This is a genomic window from Agromyces sp. G08B096, assembly GCF_040267705.1.
Classification (GTDB): Bacteria; Actinomycetota; Actinomycetes; order Actinomycetales; family Microbacteriaceae; genus Agromyces.
The window spans coordinates 2,454,967-2,470,611 of record NZ_CP158374.1; the positions used below are offsets into that span (position 1 = coordinate 2,454,967).

Below are 15,645 nucleotides of genomic sequence, written 5' to 3' on the forward strand. Positions count from 1 at the left end.
GCGCCGGCGGGCGGACGGGCGCTGGACCCGCCACTCAGCCGCGGGCATCTCCGGCGTCGCCGTCGAGCCCGGGGAGGATGCCGTCTTCGACGGCGCGTCGCAGCAGGTCGACCTTGGTCGGCGCGGGCCGGCCCACCTCGACGTACTTCGCCCGGATGCGGTCGAGGTACTCGCGGGCGGTCGAGTGGGCGATGCCGAGCTGCAGGGCGACGAGTTTCAGCGGCAGCCCCGACGCGTAGAGATGCAGCACGTCGCGCTCGCGCCGACCGAGCTGGGCCTTCGCGAAGTCGCGGTCGGCTTCGATGGCGCTCGCCCACTCGACGTTGTTCAGCACCTCGCCGCGCGCGACCGTGTCGATCGCGTTGATGACGACCGACATCGGCGACGACTTCGGGATGACGCCCGCCGCCCCGGCCGCGAGCGCCTCGCGCACGGCCGCCACACGGTCGGCGATGCTGTGCACGAGGACGGCGCTGCCGGTCGCGAGCAGACTCCGCACGTTCTCGGTCACCGAACGGCCGTCGCCGAGCGAGAGGTCGAGGACGACGACGTCGCACCGCCCGCCGTCGAGCCGGTCGAGCAGCTCGGGCACGCCCGCGGTCTCCGCGACCACCCGGTACCCGGCGTCCTGGCACGCGGCGCGAAGCCCCAGCCGGACGGCCTCGTGATCGTCGACGATCGCGACGGTCGCCCCCGGCGACGTCTCCTGCGCCTGCTCGGCGCGTGCGGTCTCCGCGGCCACCGCGTCCCCCTTCCCGACGATCACACGATAGCGCCAAGGCGTGCGACCGCCTCGACATGATGCGTGTTCGGGAAGAGGTCGAAAGCGCGGAGCTCCTCGAGCTCGTACCCGTGCTCCCGGAAGGTGCCGAGGTCGCGGGCGAGCGCGATCGGGTCGCAGGCCACGTACACGAGCTGGGCGGGCCGCAGGGCTGCGAGCCGCTCGACGACCTCGCGCCCCGCGCCGGAACGCGGCGGGTCGAGCACGACGGTCGCGGCCCGCAGACGCGCCTGCAGGGCGCGATCGGCGGATGCCTCGAGCTCGGCGAGCCACCGGTCGACCCGGCCGGTCTCGGCGCGGGCGCCGACGTGGTCGGCGAGGTTCGCTGAGGCGTGGTCGGTCGCCCGCTCGTCCGCCTCGACGCTCGTGATCCGCACCGTCTCGCCGAACCGGTCGGCGACGGCGGCGGCGAGCAGTCCGACGCCGCCGTAGAGGTCGAGGTTCGCGGCGCGGGGGTCGAACCGGTCGCCGTCGACGGCGTCGCGCACGGCGCGGGAGAGCGTGGCGGCCGCACCTCGGTGCACCTGCCAGAACCCTCCGCGGTCGAGCTGGAAGGTGCGCCCCTCGACGATCTCGCGGACGACGGCCCCCTCGCCGCCCGCCGGCGCGTCGACGATCATCTCCGCATCGCCCGCACTCGGCGCGACCAGATCGACGAACCGGCTCCCGGGCAGGCGGTCGCCGAGCGGGGCGCGCTCCTGCAGCTCGCCCACGGCGAGCGGCAGCGAGTCGACCGGCACCACCCGGTGGCTCCGCGCCGCGAACGGGCCGATGCGCCCCTCGTCGTCGACGTGGAGTCGCACCCGGGTGCGCCAGCCGGTGCCGAATCCGGCGTCCACGCCCGGCGCGAGTTCGGCGTCGACCGGCTCGACCGCGACCGCGCGGTCGAGTCCCGCGAACCGGGCGAGCCCCTCGCGCAGCACGTCGGCCTTCAACGCCCGCTGGCGCTCCATGAGGATGTGACCGAACTCCGCCCCGCCCGCGCGGTCTTCCGGCGCGCGGGCGACGGATGCCTCGGCCCAGACGTGCTCGCGGCGGTCGGGCGAGGCGTCGAGCACCTCGATGGTGTCGGCGCGCCAGAACCGGTCCTTCGAGGCATCCGTGACGCGTGCGCGGACCCGCTCGCCGGGGATCGCGTCGGCGACGAACACGACGCGCCCCTCGTGATGGGCGACCGCGACGCCGCCGTGGGCGATGCGCTCGACCTCGAGGTCGAGCAGCGGCCCGTCGGTGGCGGGCGGACGCGGCTCGCGCGAGCGGCGAGCCGGACGCTCGGTGCGGTCGGCACGTGGCCGGCGGGGGCGGGGCGGACGAGGCATCCTCCGATGCTTCCACAGTCCCGGCGTACGCGGGCAGGATGGGGGGATGCGTCTCTACCTGGCCTCCACCTCTCCCGCCCGTCTGCAGCTGTTGCGGCAGGCGGGCATCGAGCCGGTCACCGTGTCGCCCGGCGTCGACGAGGAGGCCCTCGTCGAGGAGATCGAGGCGGTGCGCGGTCCCCTCCCGGCCCAGGAGCTCGTGCAGCTGCTCGCCCAGGCGAAGGCTGAGGCCATCCTCGGCGCGGAGCCGGGCGGAGCACCGATCGACGGGTTCGTGCTGGGCGGCGACTCGGCGTTCCTCATCGACGGGCGCATCCACGGCAAACCCCACCGCCCGGAGATCGCGCGCGAACGGTGGCACGCGCAGAACGGCCGATCGGGCGAGCTCTGGTCGGGCCACTGGCTGATCGACCACCGCGGCGGGACCGTCCGGGGCGCAGCCGGCCGTCCGGCCGTGGCGACCGTGCACTTCGCGCGGCTCGACGACGGCGAGATCGAGGCGTACGTCGAGTCGGGCGAGCCGCTGCTCGTCGCGGGCGCCTTCACGGTCGACAGCCTCGGGGGCCCGTTCATCCGGCGCGTCGAGGGCGACCCGTCGACGGTCGTCGGCCTGTCGCTGTCGACGCTGCGCGAACTCGTCCGCGAGCTCGGCGGGAGCTGGACGGACCTCTGGAACACCCGAGGCTGACCGGCGGCCACTCGCCCGGCCGGGGTGTCGACCGCCCGGCGCGAACCCCGTGCGATTGTCGATCGGCGCAAGAGGCATCCACCGTTTTTGTGGAGGTCACCCAAAGGACGGATGGTGCGCGCGAATAGGCTTGATGATCATGCCGCGCATCACGAAAGTCCTCATCGCCAACCGCGGAGAGATCGCCGTCCGGGTCATCCGCGCGGCGCGCGACTCCGGTATCGCGTCCGTCGCGGTGTACGCCGACCAGGACCGCGACGCCCGGCACGTCAAGCTCGCCGACGAGGCGTACGCCCTCGACGGCTCCACCAGCGCCGACACGTATCTCGTCATCGACAAGCTCCTCTCCGTCGCCCGCCGCTCCGGCGCGGACGCCGTGCACCCCGGCTACGGGTTCCTCGCCGAGAACTCCGACTTCGCCCGCGCCGTCATCGACGCCGGCCTCATCTGGATCGGACCCTCCCCCGAGGCGATCGAGCGCCTCGGCGACAAGGTCTCTGCGCGCCACGTCGCCGAGAAGGTCGGCGCCCCGCTCGCGCCCGGCACGCTGAACCCGGTGGCGGATGCCGCCGAGGTGCTCGAGTTCGTCGACGTCCACGGCCTGCCCGTGGCGATCAAGGCCGCCTTCGGCGGCGGCGGCCGCGGCCTGAAGGTCGCCCGCACCCGCGAGGAGGTGCCCGAGCTCTTCGACTCGGCCACCCGTGAGGCCGTCGCGGCCTTCGGCCGCGGCGAGTGCTTCGTCGAGAAGTACCTCGACCAGCCACGGCACGTCGAGACCCAGTGCCTCGCCGACCAGCACGGCAACGTCGTCGTCGTCTCGACCCGCGACTGCTCGCTGCAGCGCCGGCACCAGAAGCTCGTCGAAGAGGCGCCCGCGCCGTTCCTCACCGACGAGCAGGTCGAGGCGCTGTACACCTCCTCGAAGGCCATCCTCAAGGAGGTCGGCTACGTCGGCGCCGGCACGTGCGAGTTCCTGATCGGCAAGGACGGCACCGTCTCCTTCCTCGAGGTGAACACGCGCCTCCAGGTCGAGCACCCCGTCTCGGAAGAGGTCACCGGCCTCGATCTCGTCCGCGAGCAGTTCCGGCTCGCCGAGGGCGGCGTGCTCGACTACCCCGATCCCGTGGCCGTCGGCCACTCGTTCGAGTTCCGCATCAACGGCGAGGACCCGGGCCGCAACTTCCTCCCCGCCCCCGGCCCGATCCACCAGCTGCGCTTCCCCGGCGGCCCCGGCGTCCGCGTCGACTCCGGCGTGACGAGCGGCGACGAGATCTCGGGCGCCTTCGACTCGCTCCTCGCGAAGCTCATCGTCACGGGCAAGGACCGCCAGGAGGCGCTCGCACGCGCCCGCCGCGCCCTCGACGAGTTCGAGGTGACGGGCCTGCCGACCGTGCTGCCGTTCCACCGCGACATCGTGCGCGACCCGGCCTTCGCGCCCGAGGGCGACGAGCCCTTCTCGGTCTATACGCGCTGGATCGAGACCGAGTACGACAACACGCTCGAGCCGTGGACGGGCGAGCTCGAGGAGCCCCGCGGCCCCGCCGCGCGCACCTCGGTCGTCGTCGAGGTGGAGGGCCGTCGCATCGAGGTGTCGCTGCCGAAGAAGCTGCTGGGCGGCGGGTCGGGTTCTGCGGCCACCGGTGCTGCGGCCTCGGGCCCGGCTCCCCGCCGCCGCTCGGCCGCACACGCCGTGGACACCGCGACGGGGGACGCCGTGAAGGCGCCGATGCAGGCCACGGTCGTGAAGGTCGCGGTCGCCGAGGGCGACCGGGTCGTCAAGGGCGACCTCGTCCTCGTGCTGGAGGCCATGAAGATGGAGCAGCCGATCGTCGCCCACAAGGACGGCATCATCGGGCTCGTGAACGCCGAGGCGGGTGCGACCGTCTCGAGCGGACACCTGCTGCTGTCGATCGCGGACGCGTAGGTCGTGCGGCGGGCGCCCCGTGCGGACCCGCCTACACGTGACCGATGCCGAAGTTCCAGGGTGCGGAGACGACGCTGGTCACGGTCGGGTCCGTGGTGCCGCCGCCCCAGAGGTTCACCGACACGGCGTTGGCGTTCGCGTACTCCACGCACGAGCCGTCCCACTCGAAGCACATCCGCGGCGCGATGTCGGGACCGGTCTCGGCGGGGAACTCGTCGTATCCCGAACCGTGCCACTCTTCGCCCAGTTCGGCGGCGAACGCCTCGAGGTCATCGCCCGGGCGGAACCCTTGCACCGTCGAGACGGAGATACCGTTCCCCACGATCGGGTGGGTGAAGCGGACGCTCACGTTCATGTCGGCGGAAACTCCGTCCGGTTCGTGGTCGTCCACGACCTGCACACCCGGCCAGCGGTCGGCGGTGCTCGGGAACCACTCGTGGCCGCCTCGGCGCTCCTCGACGTCGGGTGCGCCGCCCAGGACCCCGCCGAGGACGTCGATGAAGACCCCCGCGTCGGCGTCGTACGAGAGCGTGTCGACCACTGCGCCCGAGCGGTTCACCAGCTCGAGGTGCTCGGGCCGGACGACGATGCCCACGACCGCGGCATCCGGCGCTGCTGAGGGCGTCGGTGCCGACGCCGGCGGAGTCGGCGCGGGGGCCGCGGTGGCGCTCGGCCGTGCGGACGACGTCGGCGACGGCGGTGGCGACGGCTGGATTGGGGCGGGGACGCACCCGGTCAACCCCGCCGCGGCCGCCAGCACGATGACTGCCGCACAGTACGCCCGAACGGTCACGATCCCCTCCACCTCTTCCCCCGGATACGCCGGGCGAGACGACTGTAGCGGTCGGCCGCGAATGGGAGGGCGATCGCCGCATTGCGATTGGATCACGGCACGGGCCCGCGAGCCGGACGAGCAGTGCAACTGCTCGACGCCGCAGGTGAGGACTGAGCCTCAGCGACCCGCCCGGTCGAGCATCCGCTCGAACAGCACCCGCACCTCGGCGGAGAGCTCGGCGTCGGGCCCGGCCACCTCCACGCCGGGTGCCACGGCCTGGATCGGCAGCGCAGCGACCGGCCCGGCGGGCAGGCCGCGTTCGCGGCGCCACGCGGTGAACTGCTCGCTGCTCGTCGCGTAGACGATGCGGCCGAGACCGACCCAGGCGTGCGCTGCACTGCACATCGGGCAATGCTCGCCCGAGGTGTAGACGACGCAATGGCGCCGTTCCTCGGGTTCCAGGTGCCGGGCCGCCCACTGCGCGATCGCGAGCTCGGGATGCGCCGTCGCGTCGCCGCCGCCTTCGCGGTTGCGGTCCTCGAACCGCACCTCGCCGGCGGCGTCGACGAGGAGGGACCCGAACGGCTCGTCGCCGGCGTCGAGCGCCTCGCTCGCCAGCTCGACGCAGCGGCGCAGCCGTGCACGGTCGACGTCGTCGAGCGGGCGAGTCTCGGGCGAGGCATCCATGCCGGTCACCTACCGGCCCGCCGTCGGGTCGTCGGAGCCCTGCGCGGTAGGCAGCTCGACCTCGCTCACCTGTCCGCCCGCGAGGCGCGAGCGGCGACGGCCGTAGAGCAGGTAGATCACGATGCCGATCGCGAGCCAGACGAGGAATCGCACCCAGGTCAGCGTCGTGAGGTTGAACATCAGCCAGAGGCACAGCGCGGCCGACACGATCGGCAGCACGGGCGACCACGGCACCCGGAACCCGCGCGGCAGATCGGGCCGAGTCCGCCGCAGCACCACGATGCCGACACTCACCAGCACGAACGCCGAGAGCGTGCCGATGTTGATCATCTCCTCGAGCAGGCCCACATCGGTGAACGCCGCTACGAGCGCGACAACCAGCCCGCCGATGATCTGCACGCGCGCCGGCGTCTTCGTGTGCGCCGTCGTCTTCGAGAACCAGCGCGGCAGCAGCCCATCGCGGCTGAGCGCGAACACGATGCGCGAGAGCCCGAGCAGCAGGACCATGATGACGGTCGTGAGACCCGCGAGCGCCCCCAGTGAGATGACCGCCGACGCCCAGTCCTGCCCGACGAGCCGGAACGCCGTCGCGAGCGACGGGCTCTCCTCCTCGGCGAGCTCGCGGTACGAGACCATGCCGGTCATCACGATCGACACGAGCACGTACAGCAGCGTCACGATGCCGAGCCCGAGGAAGATGCCGCGCGGGAGCCGGCGCTGCGGGTCGCGCACCTCCTCCGCGCTGGTCGCGACCACGTCGAACCCGATGAATGCGAAGAACACGAGGGATGCCGCGGCCAGCAGGCCGAACACGCCGTACTGCGCGGGCGCCGCGCCCGTCAGCCAGGAGAACAGCGACTGCGTCCAGGCATCCGACGCGCCGCCCTCGGTGGGCACCGCCTCGGGGATGAAGGGCGTGAAGTTCGCCGCGCGGACGAAGAAGAACCCGACGACGATGACGAACAGCACGATCGCGACCTTGATGATCGTGAACACCGCGCCGACGCGGGCGGTGAGCTTCGTGCCGGCGACGAGCAGCGCGGTGAACACCGCGACGATGAGGAACGCGGGCCAGCTGACCTCGAGGCCGCCGAGCTCGAACGTCGCCGGGAACGGTACGCCGAACGCGAGCAGCGCCTCGCTGAGGTACACGCCCCAGTACTTCGCGAGCACGGCCGCGGCCGTGAACATCTCGAGGATGAGGTCCCACCCGATGATCCACGCGAGCAGCTCCCCCATCGTGGCGTACGTGAAGGTGTACGCACTGCCCGCGACCGGCACCGTGGAGGCGAACTCGGCGTAGCACATGATCGCGAGACCGCAGGTGATCGCGGCGAGCACGAACGAGACGATCACGCTCGGTCCGGCGAAGCTCGCGGCGGCCTGCGCGCCGACGGAGAAGATGCCCGCGCCGACCGCGACCGCGATGCCCATGAGGGCCAGATCCCAGGTCCCGAGCGACCGCCGCAAGCTCCTCGACTCGTCCGCGGCATCCGCCATCGACGCCTCGACCGACTTGACCCGGAGGTCCATCGGTTCCCCCTTCCTGGTGCGCTCCCTCGCGCCCATCCGTGTTCCGGCGCGGCCCCCGCGCCTCGCGCATCAGCGCACGATATGCATCGCCCTCGCCGCGTCGGTCAGCGACCCGCTGAGCGACGGATAGACCGGGAACGCCTCGGCGAACTGGTCGACCGTCAGGCGGTGCTCGACCGCGAGCGCCAGCGGGAAGATGAGATCCGAGGCCCTCGGCGCGACGATGACGCCGCCGATGATGGCGCCCGAGCCGCTCGAGGCGAACAGCTTCACGAACCCGTCGCGGATGCCCATCATCTTCGCCCTCGGGTTCGACAACAGCGGCAGCTTGTAGACGACGCCCGGCACGACGCCCTCGTCGATCTCCTTCTCGGTCCAGCCGACAGTGGCGATCTCGGGCTGAGTGAAGATGTTCGACGTGATGTTGCGGTTCTCGGGCGGGTTCACGATGTCGCCCATGGCGTGGAACATCGCGGTGCGGCCCTGCATGGAGGCGACCGAGGCGAGCGGCAGGAACGTCGTGCAGTCGCCGGCGGCGTAGATGTTGGGGATGGACGTGCGCGCCACCCGGTTGACCCGGATGTGGCCGGACTCCGACAGCTGCACACCGGCGTCCTCGAGGCCGAGGTCGCGCGTGTTCGGCACCGAGCCGACCGCCATGAGGCAGTGCGATCCGCGCACCTCGCGGCCGTCGGTGAGGGTCGCGACGACGGAGTCGCCGTCGCGCACCACCGACTCGGCGCGCGACTTGTTCAGCACCTTCATGCCGTTGCGCTTGAAGACCTTCTCGATGACGGATGCCGCGTCCTGGTCTTCGCCCGGCAGCACCTGGTCGCGGCTGGAGATGAGCGTGACCTTGGCTCCGAGGGCGCGGTAGGCCGACGCGAACTCGGCGCCGGTGACGCCGGAGCCGACGACGATGAGGTGCTCGGGGATCTGCTGCAGGTCGTAGAGCTGCGTCCAGGTGAGGATCCGCTCGCCGTCGGGCACGGCGGTCGGCAGGATGCGGGGCGTGGCCCCGACCGAGATCAGGAGCGTGTCGGCCTCGATGCGGTCGAAGTCTGTGCCGCCCTTCGCCGTCGACACGATGATGGCGTTGGGCCCGTCGAGGCGCCCCTCGCCCTGCACGAGGTGCACGCCCGCGTCGATGAGGTTCTGCCGCATGTCCTCGGACTGCTGCGCGGCGAGGCCGAGCAGGCGCTTGTTGACCGCGGCGAGGTTGATCGCCACCTGGGGCTTCACCGCCTTGTCGGCGGCGCCCTTCGCGTAGAACTGCACGCCGAGGTCGGCGGCCTCCTTGACCGCGTTCGAGGCCTCGGCGGTCGCGATGAGCGACTTCGAGGGCACCACGTCGGTGAGCACGGCCGAGCCGCCCACGCCCGCACGTTCGATGAGCGTGACCTCGGCTCCGAGCTGCGCGCCGGCCAGCGCGGCCTCGTATCCTCCTGGCCCACCTCCGAGGACGGCGATTCTCTGGGTGCGCTCGAACTCGTAGGCCATGCTCATATTCTGTCGCATCCGTCGGATCGACCGGCACATGAGCACGCTCGCGCGCGGCATCCGGCGGCTCATTAGCATGGGGGGATGCAGCAGCAGAACCCGCTCGACGATCCCGCCGCCGACCCGTTCGCCATCGCGCAGGAGGCGGCCGACCGCATCGCCGAGCTCACCGGCGTCGCGCGCCACGACGTGGCCCTCACCCTCGGCTCCGGCTGGGGCAAGGCCGCCGAGCTCCTCGGCGAGACGACCCACACGATCCCCGCGACCGAGGTGCCCGGTTTCTCGAAGCCGGCGCTCGAAGGACACGTGGGCACGCTGCGGTCGGTGGCGCTGCCGAACGGCCGGCGGGCGCTCGTGATCGGGGCACGCACCCACTACTACGAGGGCCACGGGGTTCGACGGGTCGTGCACTCGGTGCGTACCGCCGCGGCCACCGGCGCGACGACGATGATCCTCACCAACGGCGCCGGCGGCATCAAGGAGACCTGGACCCCGGGCACCCCGGTGCTCATCAGCGACCACATCAACCTCACCGCCGACTCCCCGCTCGAGGGCGCCACGTTCATCGACCTCACCGACCTCTACTCGCGGCGACTGCGCGACCTCGCCCGGTCGATCGCACCCGAGCTCGACGAGGGCGTGTACTGCCAGTTCCGCGGCCCGCACTACGAGACCCCGGCCGAGGTGCAGATGGCGAAGGCCATCGGCGGACACATCGTCGGCATGTCGACGGCGCTCGAGGCGATCGCGGCGCGCCAGGCGGGCATGGAGATCCTCGGGATGTCCCTCATCACCAACCTCGCCGCGGGCATCCAGCAGACCCCGCTCAGCCACGAGGAGGTCATCCAGGCCGGCCGCGCCGCAGAGCCCGTGATCTCGCGGCTCCTCGCCGACATCGTGCAGGCCCTGTAACCGGAAGGCGACGACGGATGTCTCAGCCCGAACTCTCCGCAGACGACCGCACGCGCATCGCGCTGGCCGAGTCCTGGATCGCCCAGGACCCCGACCCCGAGACGCGCGAGGAGCTCGCGGCGATCATCGAGGCGGTGCGCGCGGGGGACGTCTCCGCGGCCGACGACCTCGCCGACCGCTTCGACCACCGCCTCGCGTTCGGCACCGCCGGACTCCGCGGGGCGATCGCCGCCGGTCCGAATCGGATGAACCGGGTGCTCGTCGCTCAGGCAGCTGCCGGACTCGCCGCCTACCTGCTCGAACACGCCGAGGCGGGGACGGTGCCGTCGGTCGTCATCGGCTACGACGGGCGGAAGAACTCCGAGGTGTTCGCGCGCGACTCGGCCGAGGTGATGGCCGGGGCGGGCGTCCGCGCCATCCTGCTCCCCCGGCTGCTGCCGACCCCGGTGCTCGCCTTCGCCGTGCGCCATCTCGACACTGCGGCCGGGGTCATGGTGACGGCGAGCCACAACCCGCCGAACGACAACGGCTACAAGGTCTACCTCGGCGGCGCGAGTCACGGGTCGCAGATCGTGTCGCCCACCGACGCGGAGATCGCGGCGCATATCCTGCGCATCGCCGAGGAGCGACGCGTGCCCGACCTGCCCCGCGCCTCGTTCGAGACCGCGCCCGAATCGGTCGTCGACGCCTACGTGGCGGCGACCGCCGCGGTAGCGTCCGCGGCTCGCGCGGACTCCGCCGGTACGGAGCTCCGCGTCGTCTACACGGCCATGCACGGGGTCGGCTGGGAGACGTTCGCCCGCGTCGCCGATGCCGCGGGCTTCCCGCGACCCGCGGTGGTCGACACCCAGATCGCGCCCGACGCCGCGTTCCCGACCGTCGCGTTCCCGAACCCCGAAGAGCCGGGCGCGATGGATCTCAGCTTCGAACGCGCCCGCGCCGTCGGCGCCGATCTCGTGATCGCCAACGACCCCGACGCCGATCGGCTCGCCATCGCCATCCCCGATCAGGCCGCCGACGGCGGCTGGCGCCGCCTCAGCGGCAACGAGGTGGGGCTGCTGCTCGGCTGGCGCGCGGCAGAGCAGGCCGCCTCGGTCTCGGGCGACGGCGGTGCCGAGGGCACCCTCGCGTGCTCGATCGTCTCCTCGCCTGGGCTCGCCGCCATCGCGGAGGCCTACGGCCTCGAGTTCCGCGCGACGCTCACCGGGTTCAAGTGGATCTCGCGGGCGCCCGGACTGGTGTTCGGCTTCGAGGAAGCGCTGGGCTACCTCGTGAACCCCGCCACCGTACGCGACAAGGACGGCATCTCGGCGGCCATCGCGTTCCTCGACCTCGCCGCCGACCTCGCCGCGCGCGGGCGGAGCGTCGCCGAACACCTCGACGACTTCGTCGCCCGATTCGGATGCTTCGCCTCCGGCCAGGTCTCGATCCGCGTCACCGACCTCTCCCGCATCGGCGCCGTGATGGCGCGGCTGCGCGCCGACCCGCCGACCTCGGTGGGAGGCATCCCGGTGGACCGCATCGAGGATCTCGCCGACGGCTTCGGCGACCTGCCGCCGAGCGATGTGCTGAGGCTCGTGCTCGAGCACGGGGGACGCGTCATGGTGCGACCGAGCGGCACCGAGCCGAAGCTGAAGGTCTACCTCGACGCGGTCGCGACCGAGGGCGACGTGGCCGAGCGCCGCGCAGCGGCCGCCGCGACGATCGCCGCGCTCGAAGCCGGCATGAGGGAGCTCGTGGCCTGAGCTCCGCTGCCCACGTGGCGGGCGTCAGCCGAGCGAGCGCTCGAGGTGCGCCGCGATCTCCTCGACGTCGAAGTAGTTGCGTACCTCGATGATCTCGGCGTAGGTGCGCCCGAGTCGTGAGCGCACCTGCGCCGCCAGCTCGCTCGAGGTCAGCACGACTTGCGCGTCAGCCGCGGTCGTCACGATGCCGTCGAGATCGGTCGCCGTCACGTCGGCGGAGAGCCCGAGCCGGGCGAGGGCGCGTTCGGCGTTCACCTTCAGGATGGCCGAGGTGCCGATGCCGGCACCGCAGACGGCGACGATCCTCACGCCGACACCTCCTCGGCGTGGACGCCGAGCACCGCTCGCACCTCGTCGGCCGTCGTGGCCGAGGCGATGCGCCCGATGGCCGTCGGGTCGTTGAACACATTCGCGAGCCCGGCGACCGACGCGACGTGCTCCTCCGCGTTCGACACGGCGAGCCCGAGCACCACGCGCACGGGGTCGTTGTGGGGGTGTCCGAAGGCGACCGGCGTGGCGAGGGTCACGACGGCGAGGCCCTCGCGCACCACGTCGGCGCCTGGGCGTGCATGGGCCAGCGCGAGACCCGGTGCGATGACCACGTACGCGCCGAACTCTTCGATCACGGCGATCATGCGCTCGACGTACTCCGCCTTCGTCGCACCCGACCGGTTGAGCGCCCGACCGGCGAGGCGCACGGCGGCACGCCAGTCGGCGGCCTCGGCTCCGAGCGCGACGGCGGTGTCGGGGAGGGGCGGGAGGGGCATCGACGGATTCCGTTCGGGTGGTGCGGTGCGGTGCGGGCGGCGGGCCGGTCAGGCCTCGTCGAACCCGTCCTCGATCTGCTCGGCGAGCTCCTCGCGGTCGTCGAGCGGCAGGAAGGCCGCCGCGGCCGCGTTCAGCTGGAACACTTCGAGGTCGTCGAGGTCGTAGCCGAAGGCGTCGGCGAGCAGCCAGAGCTCACGCGTCAGCGACGTGCCCGACTGCAGCCGGTTGTCGGTGTTCACGGTGACCCGGAATCCGAGCTGGTACAGCAGGTCGAACGGGTGGTCGACCAGCTCGTCGCCCCACGCTGCGATGGCGCCCGTCTGGAGGTTCGACGACGGGCTCGTCTCGAGCGCGATCTCCCGGTCGCGCACCCACTGGGCGACCTGGCCGAGCGAGACGTACGTGTTCTCGTCGTCCTGCCGCTCGATGACGAGGTCCTCCGCGAGCCGCACCCCGTGACCGAGCCGCAGAGCCCGGCCGTCGATGAGGGCGCCGCGGATCGACTCGATGCCGTCGGCTTCGCCCGCGTGCACGGTCACGGGGAAGAACCGGCTCGCCAGGTAGTCGAACGCGGTCCGGTGCCGGCTCGGCGGGAAGCCCGCCTCGGCGCCGGCGATGTCGAACCCGACGACGCCGCGATCGCGGTGCCGGACGGCGAGCTCGGCGATCTCCAATCCGCGATCGGCGTGCCGCATCGCGGTGATCAGCTGGCCGGTGCGGATGCTCCGGCCCTGGTGCCGCACGTCGTCCGCACCCTGCTCGAGCCCGGCCTGCACGGCCTCGACCGCCTCGTCGAGGGACAGCCCGCGCGTGAGGTGCTGCTCGGGTGCCCAGCGGATCTCGCCGTACACGACGCCGTCGGCCGCGAGGTCCTGCACGAACTCGCGCGCCACGCGGGTGAGCCCCTCACGGGTCTGCATGACGGCCGTCGTGAGGTCGAACGTCTTCAGGTACTCGACGAGGGACCCCGAGTCGGCCTGCGCGGTGAACCAGTCGGCCAGCTCGTCGGCGTCGCTCGTCGGGAGATCGAGTCCGAGCTCGTCGCCCAGCTCGATAAGGGTCTGGGGGCGCAGGCCCCCGTCGAGGTGGTCGTGCAGGGACACCTTGGGCAGCGCCCTGATGTCGGCGCCGTCGCCCTCGAGCCGGTACTGCGTCGGATTCGTCTCCACGGCTCAACGATACCGGCGCGGTGCCCGCGAAGTCTCGGCGATTTCGAAGCCTGGACGGAGTCCGGGGCGCCGCATGGACGCGACGGATGCGCTAGGCGTCGCGCACCTCAGCGGCCGATGCTCTCCGCGATCAGCGGACCGCCGTCGTCGACCGGATCGCCGGGGTCGCCGATGCGCCACGCACCGTCGACCGCCTCCAACGCCCGGGCGAATCGCGCGGGCTCATCGGCGTGCAGGGTGAACAGCGGCTGACCGGCCCGCACCGCGTCGCCGGGCTTCGCATGGAGGTCGATTCCGGCGGCGTGGTGGACCGGGTCCTCCTTGCGCGCCCGGCCGGCGCCGAGCCGCCAGGCGGCGATGCCGAACGGCAGCGCCTCCTGCGCCACCAGCACGCCGTCGCGGTCAGCGGTGACGACGTGCTGCTCGCGGGCGACCGGGAGCGGGGCATCCGGGTCGCCGCCCTGCGCACGCACGGTCGCCCGCCAGGCGTCCATGGCCCTTCCGTCGTCGAGCGCCGCCTCCACGTCGGCATCGGGCTGCCCCGCGAGCGCGAGCATCTCCCGCGCGAGCGCGAGGGTCAGTTCGCGGACGTCGGCCGGGCCGCCGCCGGCGAGCACCTCGACCGACTCCCGCACCTCGTTCGCGTTGCCGATCGTGAGCCCGAGCGGCACGTTCATGTTCGTCAGCAGGGCGCTCGTGGCGACGCCGGCGTCCTCGCCGAGCTCGACCATCGTGCGCGCGAGTTCGCGCGAACGCTCGATGTCTTGCAGGAACGCGCCCGAGCCGAACTTCACGTCGAGCACCAGCGCCCCCGTGCCCTCGGCGATCTTCTTCGACATGATCGACGACGCGATGAGCGGGATCGCCTCGACGGTGCCGGTGATGTCGCGGAGCGCATACAGCTTCTTGTCGGCCGGAGCGAGCCCGGCGCCCGCGGCGCAGATCACGCCGCCCTGCTCGCGGAGCTGCCGGAACATCTCCTCGTTCGTGAGCTCGGCACGCCAGCCCGGGATCGACTCGAGCTTGTCCAGCGTGCCGCCCGTGTGACCGAGCCCTCGCCCGGAGAGCTGGGGCACCGCGACGCCGAACGCCGCGACGAGTGGCATGAGCGGCAGGGTGATCTTGTCGCCCACGCCGCCTGTCGAGTGCTTGTCCGCGGTGGGCTTGCCGAGGCCCGAGAAGTCCATGCGCTCGCCCGAGGCGATCATGGCCATCGTCAGGTCGCGGATCTCACGGCGCCCCATGCCGTTGAGGAAGATGGCCATGGTCATCGCCGACATCTGCTCGTCGGCGACATACCCGCGCGTGTACGCGTCGACGAGCCAGTCGATCTCCGCGGTCGTGAGCTCGCGCCCGTCGCGCTTGGCCCGGATCAGGTCGACGGCGTCGAATGCCTCCACCGCGGCGCTCATGCCTGCTCCCCCGCGTAGGCGGCGAGCGTACGCGGACCGAACGCGTCGGGCAGCACCTCGTCGATCGTCTTCAGCCCGGACACCGTGTCGAGCACCATGCCCTCAGCCGAGTGCTCGAAGAGCAGCTGGCGGCACCGTCCGCAGGGCATGAGCGTGTTGCCGTGCCCGTCGACGCACGCGAACGCGACGAGCTTGCCCCCACCCGACATGATGAGCGCCGACACGAGCGAGCACTCGGCGCACAGCGTGACGCCGTACGAGGCGTTCTCCACATTGCAGCCGCTGACGACACGCCCGTCGTCGACGATCGCCGCCGCCCCCACCGGGAACTGCGAGTAGGGCACGTACGCCTTGGCCATCGCCTCGCGCGCGATGCCGCGCAGGTGGTCCCAGTCGATCGCTGCCGATTCGGTCATGGTGCTCCCCCGTCTC

At 72.2% G+C, this 15,645-nt stretch carries 15 protein-coding genes; 4 read left to right on the forward strand and 11 right to left on the reverse strand.

What is annotated here, in order from left to right:
- Positions 1-34: 34 nt before the first annotated feature.
- The gene (locus ABIQ69_RS11945; protein ID WP_350347342.1) at positions 35-742 is read right to left on the reverse strand and encodes a response regulator transcription factor; all 708 of its coding nucleotides are present in this window, start codon (positions 740-742) and stop codon (positions 35-37) included.
- 20 nt (positions 743-762) lie between these two features.
- Positions 763-2,100 carry a TRAM domain-containing protein gene (locus ABIQ69_RS11950; RefSeq protein WP_350347343.1) on the reverse strand — a complete coding sequence of 446 codons (1,338 nt, stop codon included), beginning with the start codon at positions 2,098-2,100 and terminating at the stop codon, positions 763-765.
- A gap of 46 nt (positions 2,101-2,146) precedes the next feature.
- Here ABIQ69_RS11950 and ABIQ69_RS11955 point away from each other — a divergent pair, with 46 nt between their 5' ends.
- Complete coding sequence (locus tag ABIQ69_RS11955; protein ID WP_350347344.1) at positions 2,147-2,788, forward strand: nucleoside triphosphate pyrophosphatase; 642 nt, start codon at positions 2,147-2,149, stop codon at positions 2,786-2,788.
- 139 nt (positions 2,789-2,927) lie between these two features.
- Positions 2,928-4,712, forward strand: coding sequence for a biotin carboxylase N-terminal domain-containing protein (locus ABIQ69_RS11960; RefSeq protein WP_350347345.1), 1,785 nt, complete (start codon positions 2,928-2,930; stop codon positions 4,710-4,712).
- A gap of 31 nt (positions 4,713-4,743) precedes the next feature.
- Here ABIQ69_RS11960 and ABIQ69_RS11965 read toward each other — a convergent pair whose 3' ends face one another.
- From ABIQ69_RS11965 to ABIQ69_RS11980, 4 genes are all read right to left on the reverse strand, one after another.
- Entirely contained in the window at positions 4,744-5,307 is a 564-nt protein-coding gene (locus ABIQ69_RS11965) for a hypothetical protein (RefSeq protein WP_350347346.1), read from the reverse strand.
- Between the two features lie 357 nt (positions 5,308-5,664).
- Positions 5,665-6,174, reverse strand: a complete 510-nt coding sequence (locus tag ABIQ69_RS11970) for a nucleoside deaminase (protein ID WP_350347347.1) — start codon at positions 6,172-6,174, stop codon at positions 5,665-5,667.
- Between the two features lie 9 nt (positions 6,175-6,183).
- The gene (locus tag ABIQ69_RS11975) at positions 6,184-7,707 is read right to left on the reverse strand and encodes an amino acid permease (protein ID WP_350347348.1); all 1,524 of its coding nucleotides are present in this window, start codon (positions 7,705-7,707) and stop codon (positions 6,184-6,186) included.
- Positions 7,708-7,776: 69 nt separating this feature from the next.
- Entirely contained in the window at positions 7,777-9,207 is a 1,431-nt protein-coding gene (locus ABIQ69_RS11980) for an NAD(P)H-quinone dehydrogenase (protein ID WP_350347349.1), read from the reverse strand.
- Positions 9,208-9,291: 84 nt separating this feature from the next.
- Between ABIQ69_RS11980 and ABIQ69_RS11985 the strand changes: the two genes are divergently transcribed.
- Positions 9,292-10,119: a purine-nucleoside phosphorylase gene (locus ABIQ69_RS11985; RefSeq protein WP_350347350.1), complete on the forward strand. Its 828-nt coding sequence runs from the start codon at positions 9,292-9,294 to the stop codon at positions 10,117-10,119.
- A 17-nt stretch (positions 10,120-10,136) separates the two neighbouring features.
- A complete protein-coding gene (locus ABIQ69_RS11990; RefSeq protein ID WP_350347351.1) occupies positions 10,137-11,864 on the forward strand; it encodes a phospho-sugar mutase in 1,728 nt (575 codons plus the stop codon).
- A 24-nt stretch (positions 11,865-11,888) separates the two neighbouring features.
- On the opposite strand, the gene ABIQ69_RS11995 is transcribed toward ABIQ69_RS11990, so the two are convergent.
- The 5 genes from ABIQ69_RS11995 to ABIQ69_RS12015 form a co-directional block, all read right to left on the reverse strand.
- Positions 11,889-12,173, reverse strand: a complete 285-nt coding sequence (locus ABIQ69_RS11995; RefSeq protein ID WP_350347352.1) for a PTS sugar transporter subunit IIB — start codon at positions 12,171-12,173, stop codon at positions 11,889-11,891.
- Positions 12,170-12,631 carry a PTS sugar transporter subunit IIA gene (locus ABIQ69_RS12000; protein ID WP_350347353.1) on the reverse strand — a complete coding sequence of 154 codons (462 nt, stop codon included), beginning with the start codon at positions 12,629-12,631 and terminating at the stop codon, positions 12,170-12,172. The genes ABIQ69_RS11995 and ABIQ69_RS12000 overlap by 4 nt, the downstream gene beginning before the upstream one ends.
- 48 nt (positions 12,632-12,679) lie before the next feature.
- Complete coding sequence (locus ABIQ69_RS12005; RefSeq protein WP_350347354.1) at positions 12,680-13,801, reverse strand: adenosine deaminase; 1,122 nt, start codon at positions 13,799-13,801, stop codon at positions 12,680-12,682.
- A 107-nt stretch (positions 13,802-13,908) separates the two neighbouring features.
- Entirely contained in the window at positions 13,909-15,213 is a 1,305-nt protein-coding gene (locus tag ABIQ69_RS12010; RefSeq protein WP_350347355.1) for a thymidine phosphorylase, read from the reverse strand.
- Positions 15,210-15,629, reverse strand: a complete 420-nt coding sequence (locus tag ABIQ69_RS12015; RefSeq protein ID WP_350347356.1) for a cytidine deaminase — start codon at positions 15,627-15,629, stop codon at positions 15,210-15,212. The genes ABIQ69_RS12010 and ABIQ69_RS12015 overlap by 4 nt, the downstream gene beginning before the upstream one ends.
- Between the last annotated feature and the right edge of the window lie 16 nt (positions 15,630-15,645).

Excerpts from the sequence above, each read along its gene's own strand:
- ABIQ69_RS11950 (WP_350347343.1), bottom strand. The coding sequence starts at position 2,100 with ATGCCTCGTCCGCCCCGCCCCCGCCGGCCACGTGCCGACCGCACCGAG.
- ABIQ69_RS11955 (WP_350347344.1), top strand. The coding sequence starts at position 2,147 with ATGCGTCTCTACCTGGCCTCCACCTCTCCCGCCCGTCTGCAGCTGTTG.
- ABIQ69_RS11960 (WP_350347345.1), top strand. The coding sequence starts at position 2,928 with ATGCCGCGCATCACGAAAGTCCTCATCGCCAACCGCGGAGAGATCGCC.
- ABIQ69_RS11970 (WP_350347347.1), bottom strand. The coding sequence starts at position 6,174 with ATGGATGCCTCGCCCGAGACTCGCCCGCTCGACGACGTCGACCGTGCA.
- ABIQ69_RS11975 (WP_350347348.1), bottom strand. The coding sequence starts at position 7,707 with ATGGACCTCCGGGTCAAGTCGGTCGAGGCGTCGATGGCGGATGCCGCG.
- ABIQ69_RS11980 (WP_350347349.1), bottom strand. The coding sequence starts at position 9,207 with ATGGCCTACGAGTTCGAGCGCACCCAGAGAATCGCCGTCCTCGGAGGT.
- ABIQ69_RS11985 (WP_350347350.1), top strand. The coding sequence starts at position 9,292 with ATGCAGCAGCAGAACCCGCTCGACGATCCCGCCGCCGACCCGTTCGCC.
- ABIQ69_RS11990 (WP_350347351.1), top strand. The coding sequence starts at position 10,137 with ATGTCTCAGCCCGAACTCTCCGCAGACGACCGCACGCGCATCGCGCTG.
- ABIQ69_RS12000 (WP_350347353.1), bottom strand. The coding sequence starts at position 12,631 with ATGCCCCTCCCGCCCCTCCCCGACACCGCCGTCGCGCTCGGAGCCGAG.
- ABIQ69_RS12010 (WP_350347355.1), bottom strand. The coding sequence starts at position 15,213 with ATGAGCGCCGCGGTGGAGGCATTCGACGCCGTCGACCTGATCCGGGCC.
- ABIQ69_RS12015 (WP_350347356.1), bottom strand. The coding sequence starts at position 15,629 with ATGACCGAATCGGCAGCGATCGACTGGGACCACCTGCGCGGCATCGCG.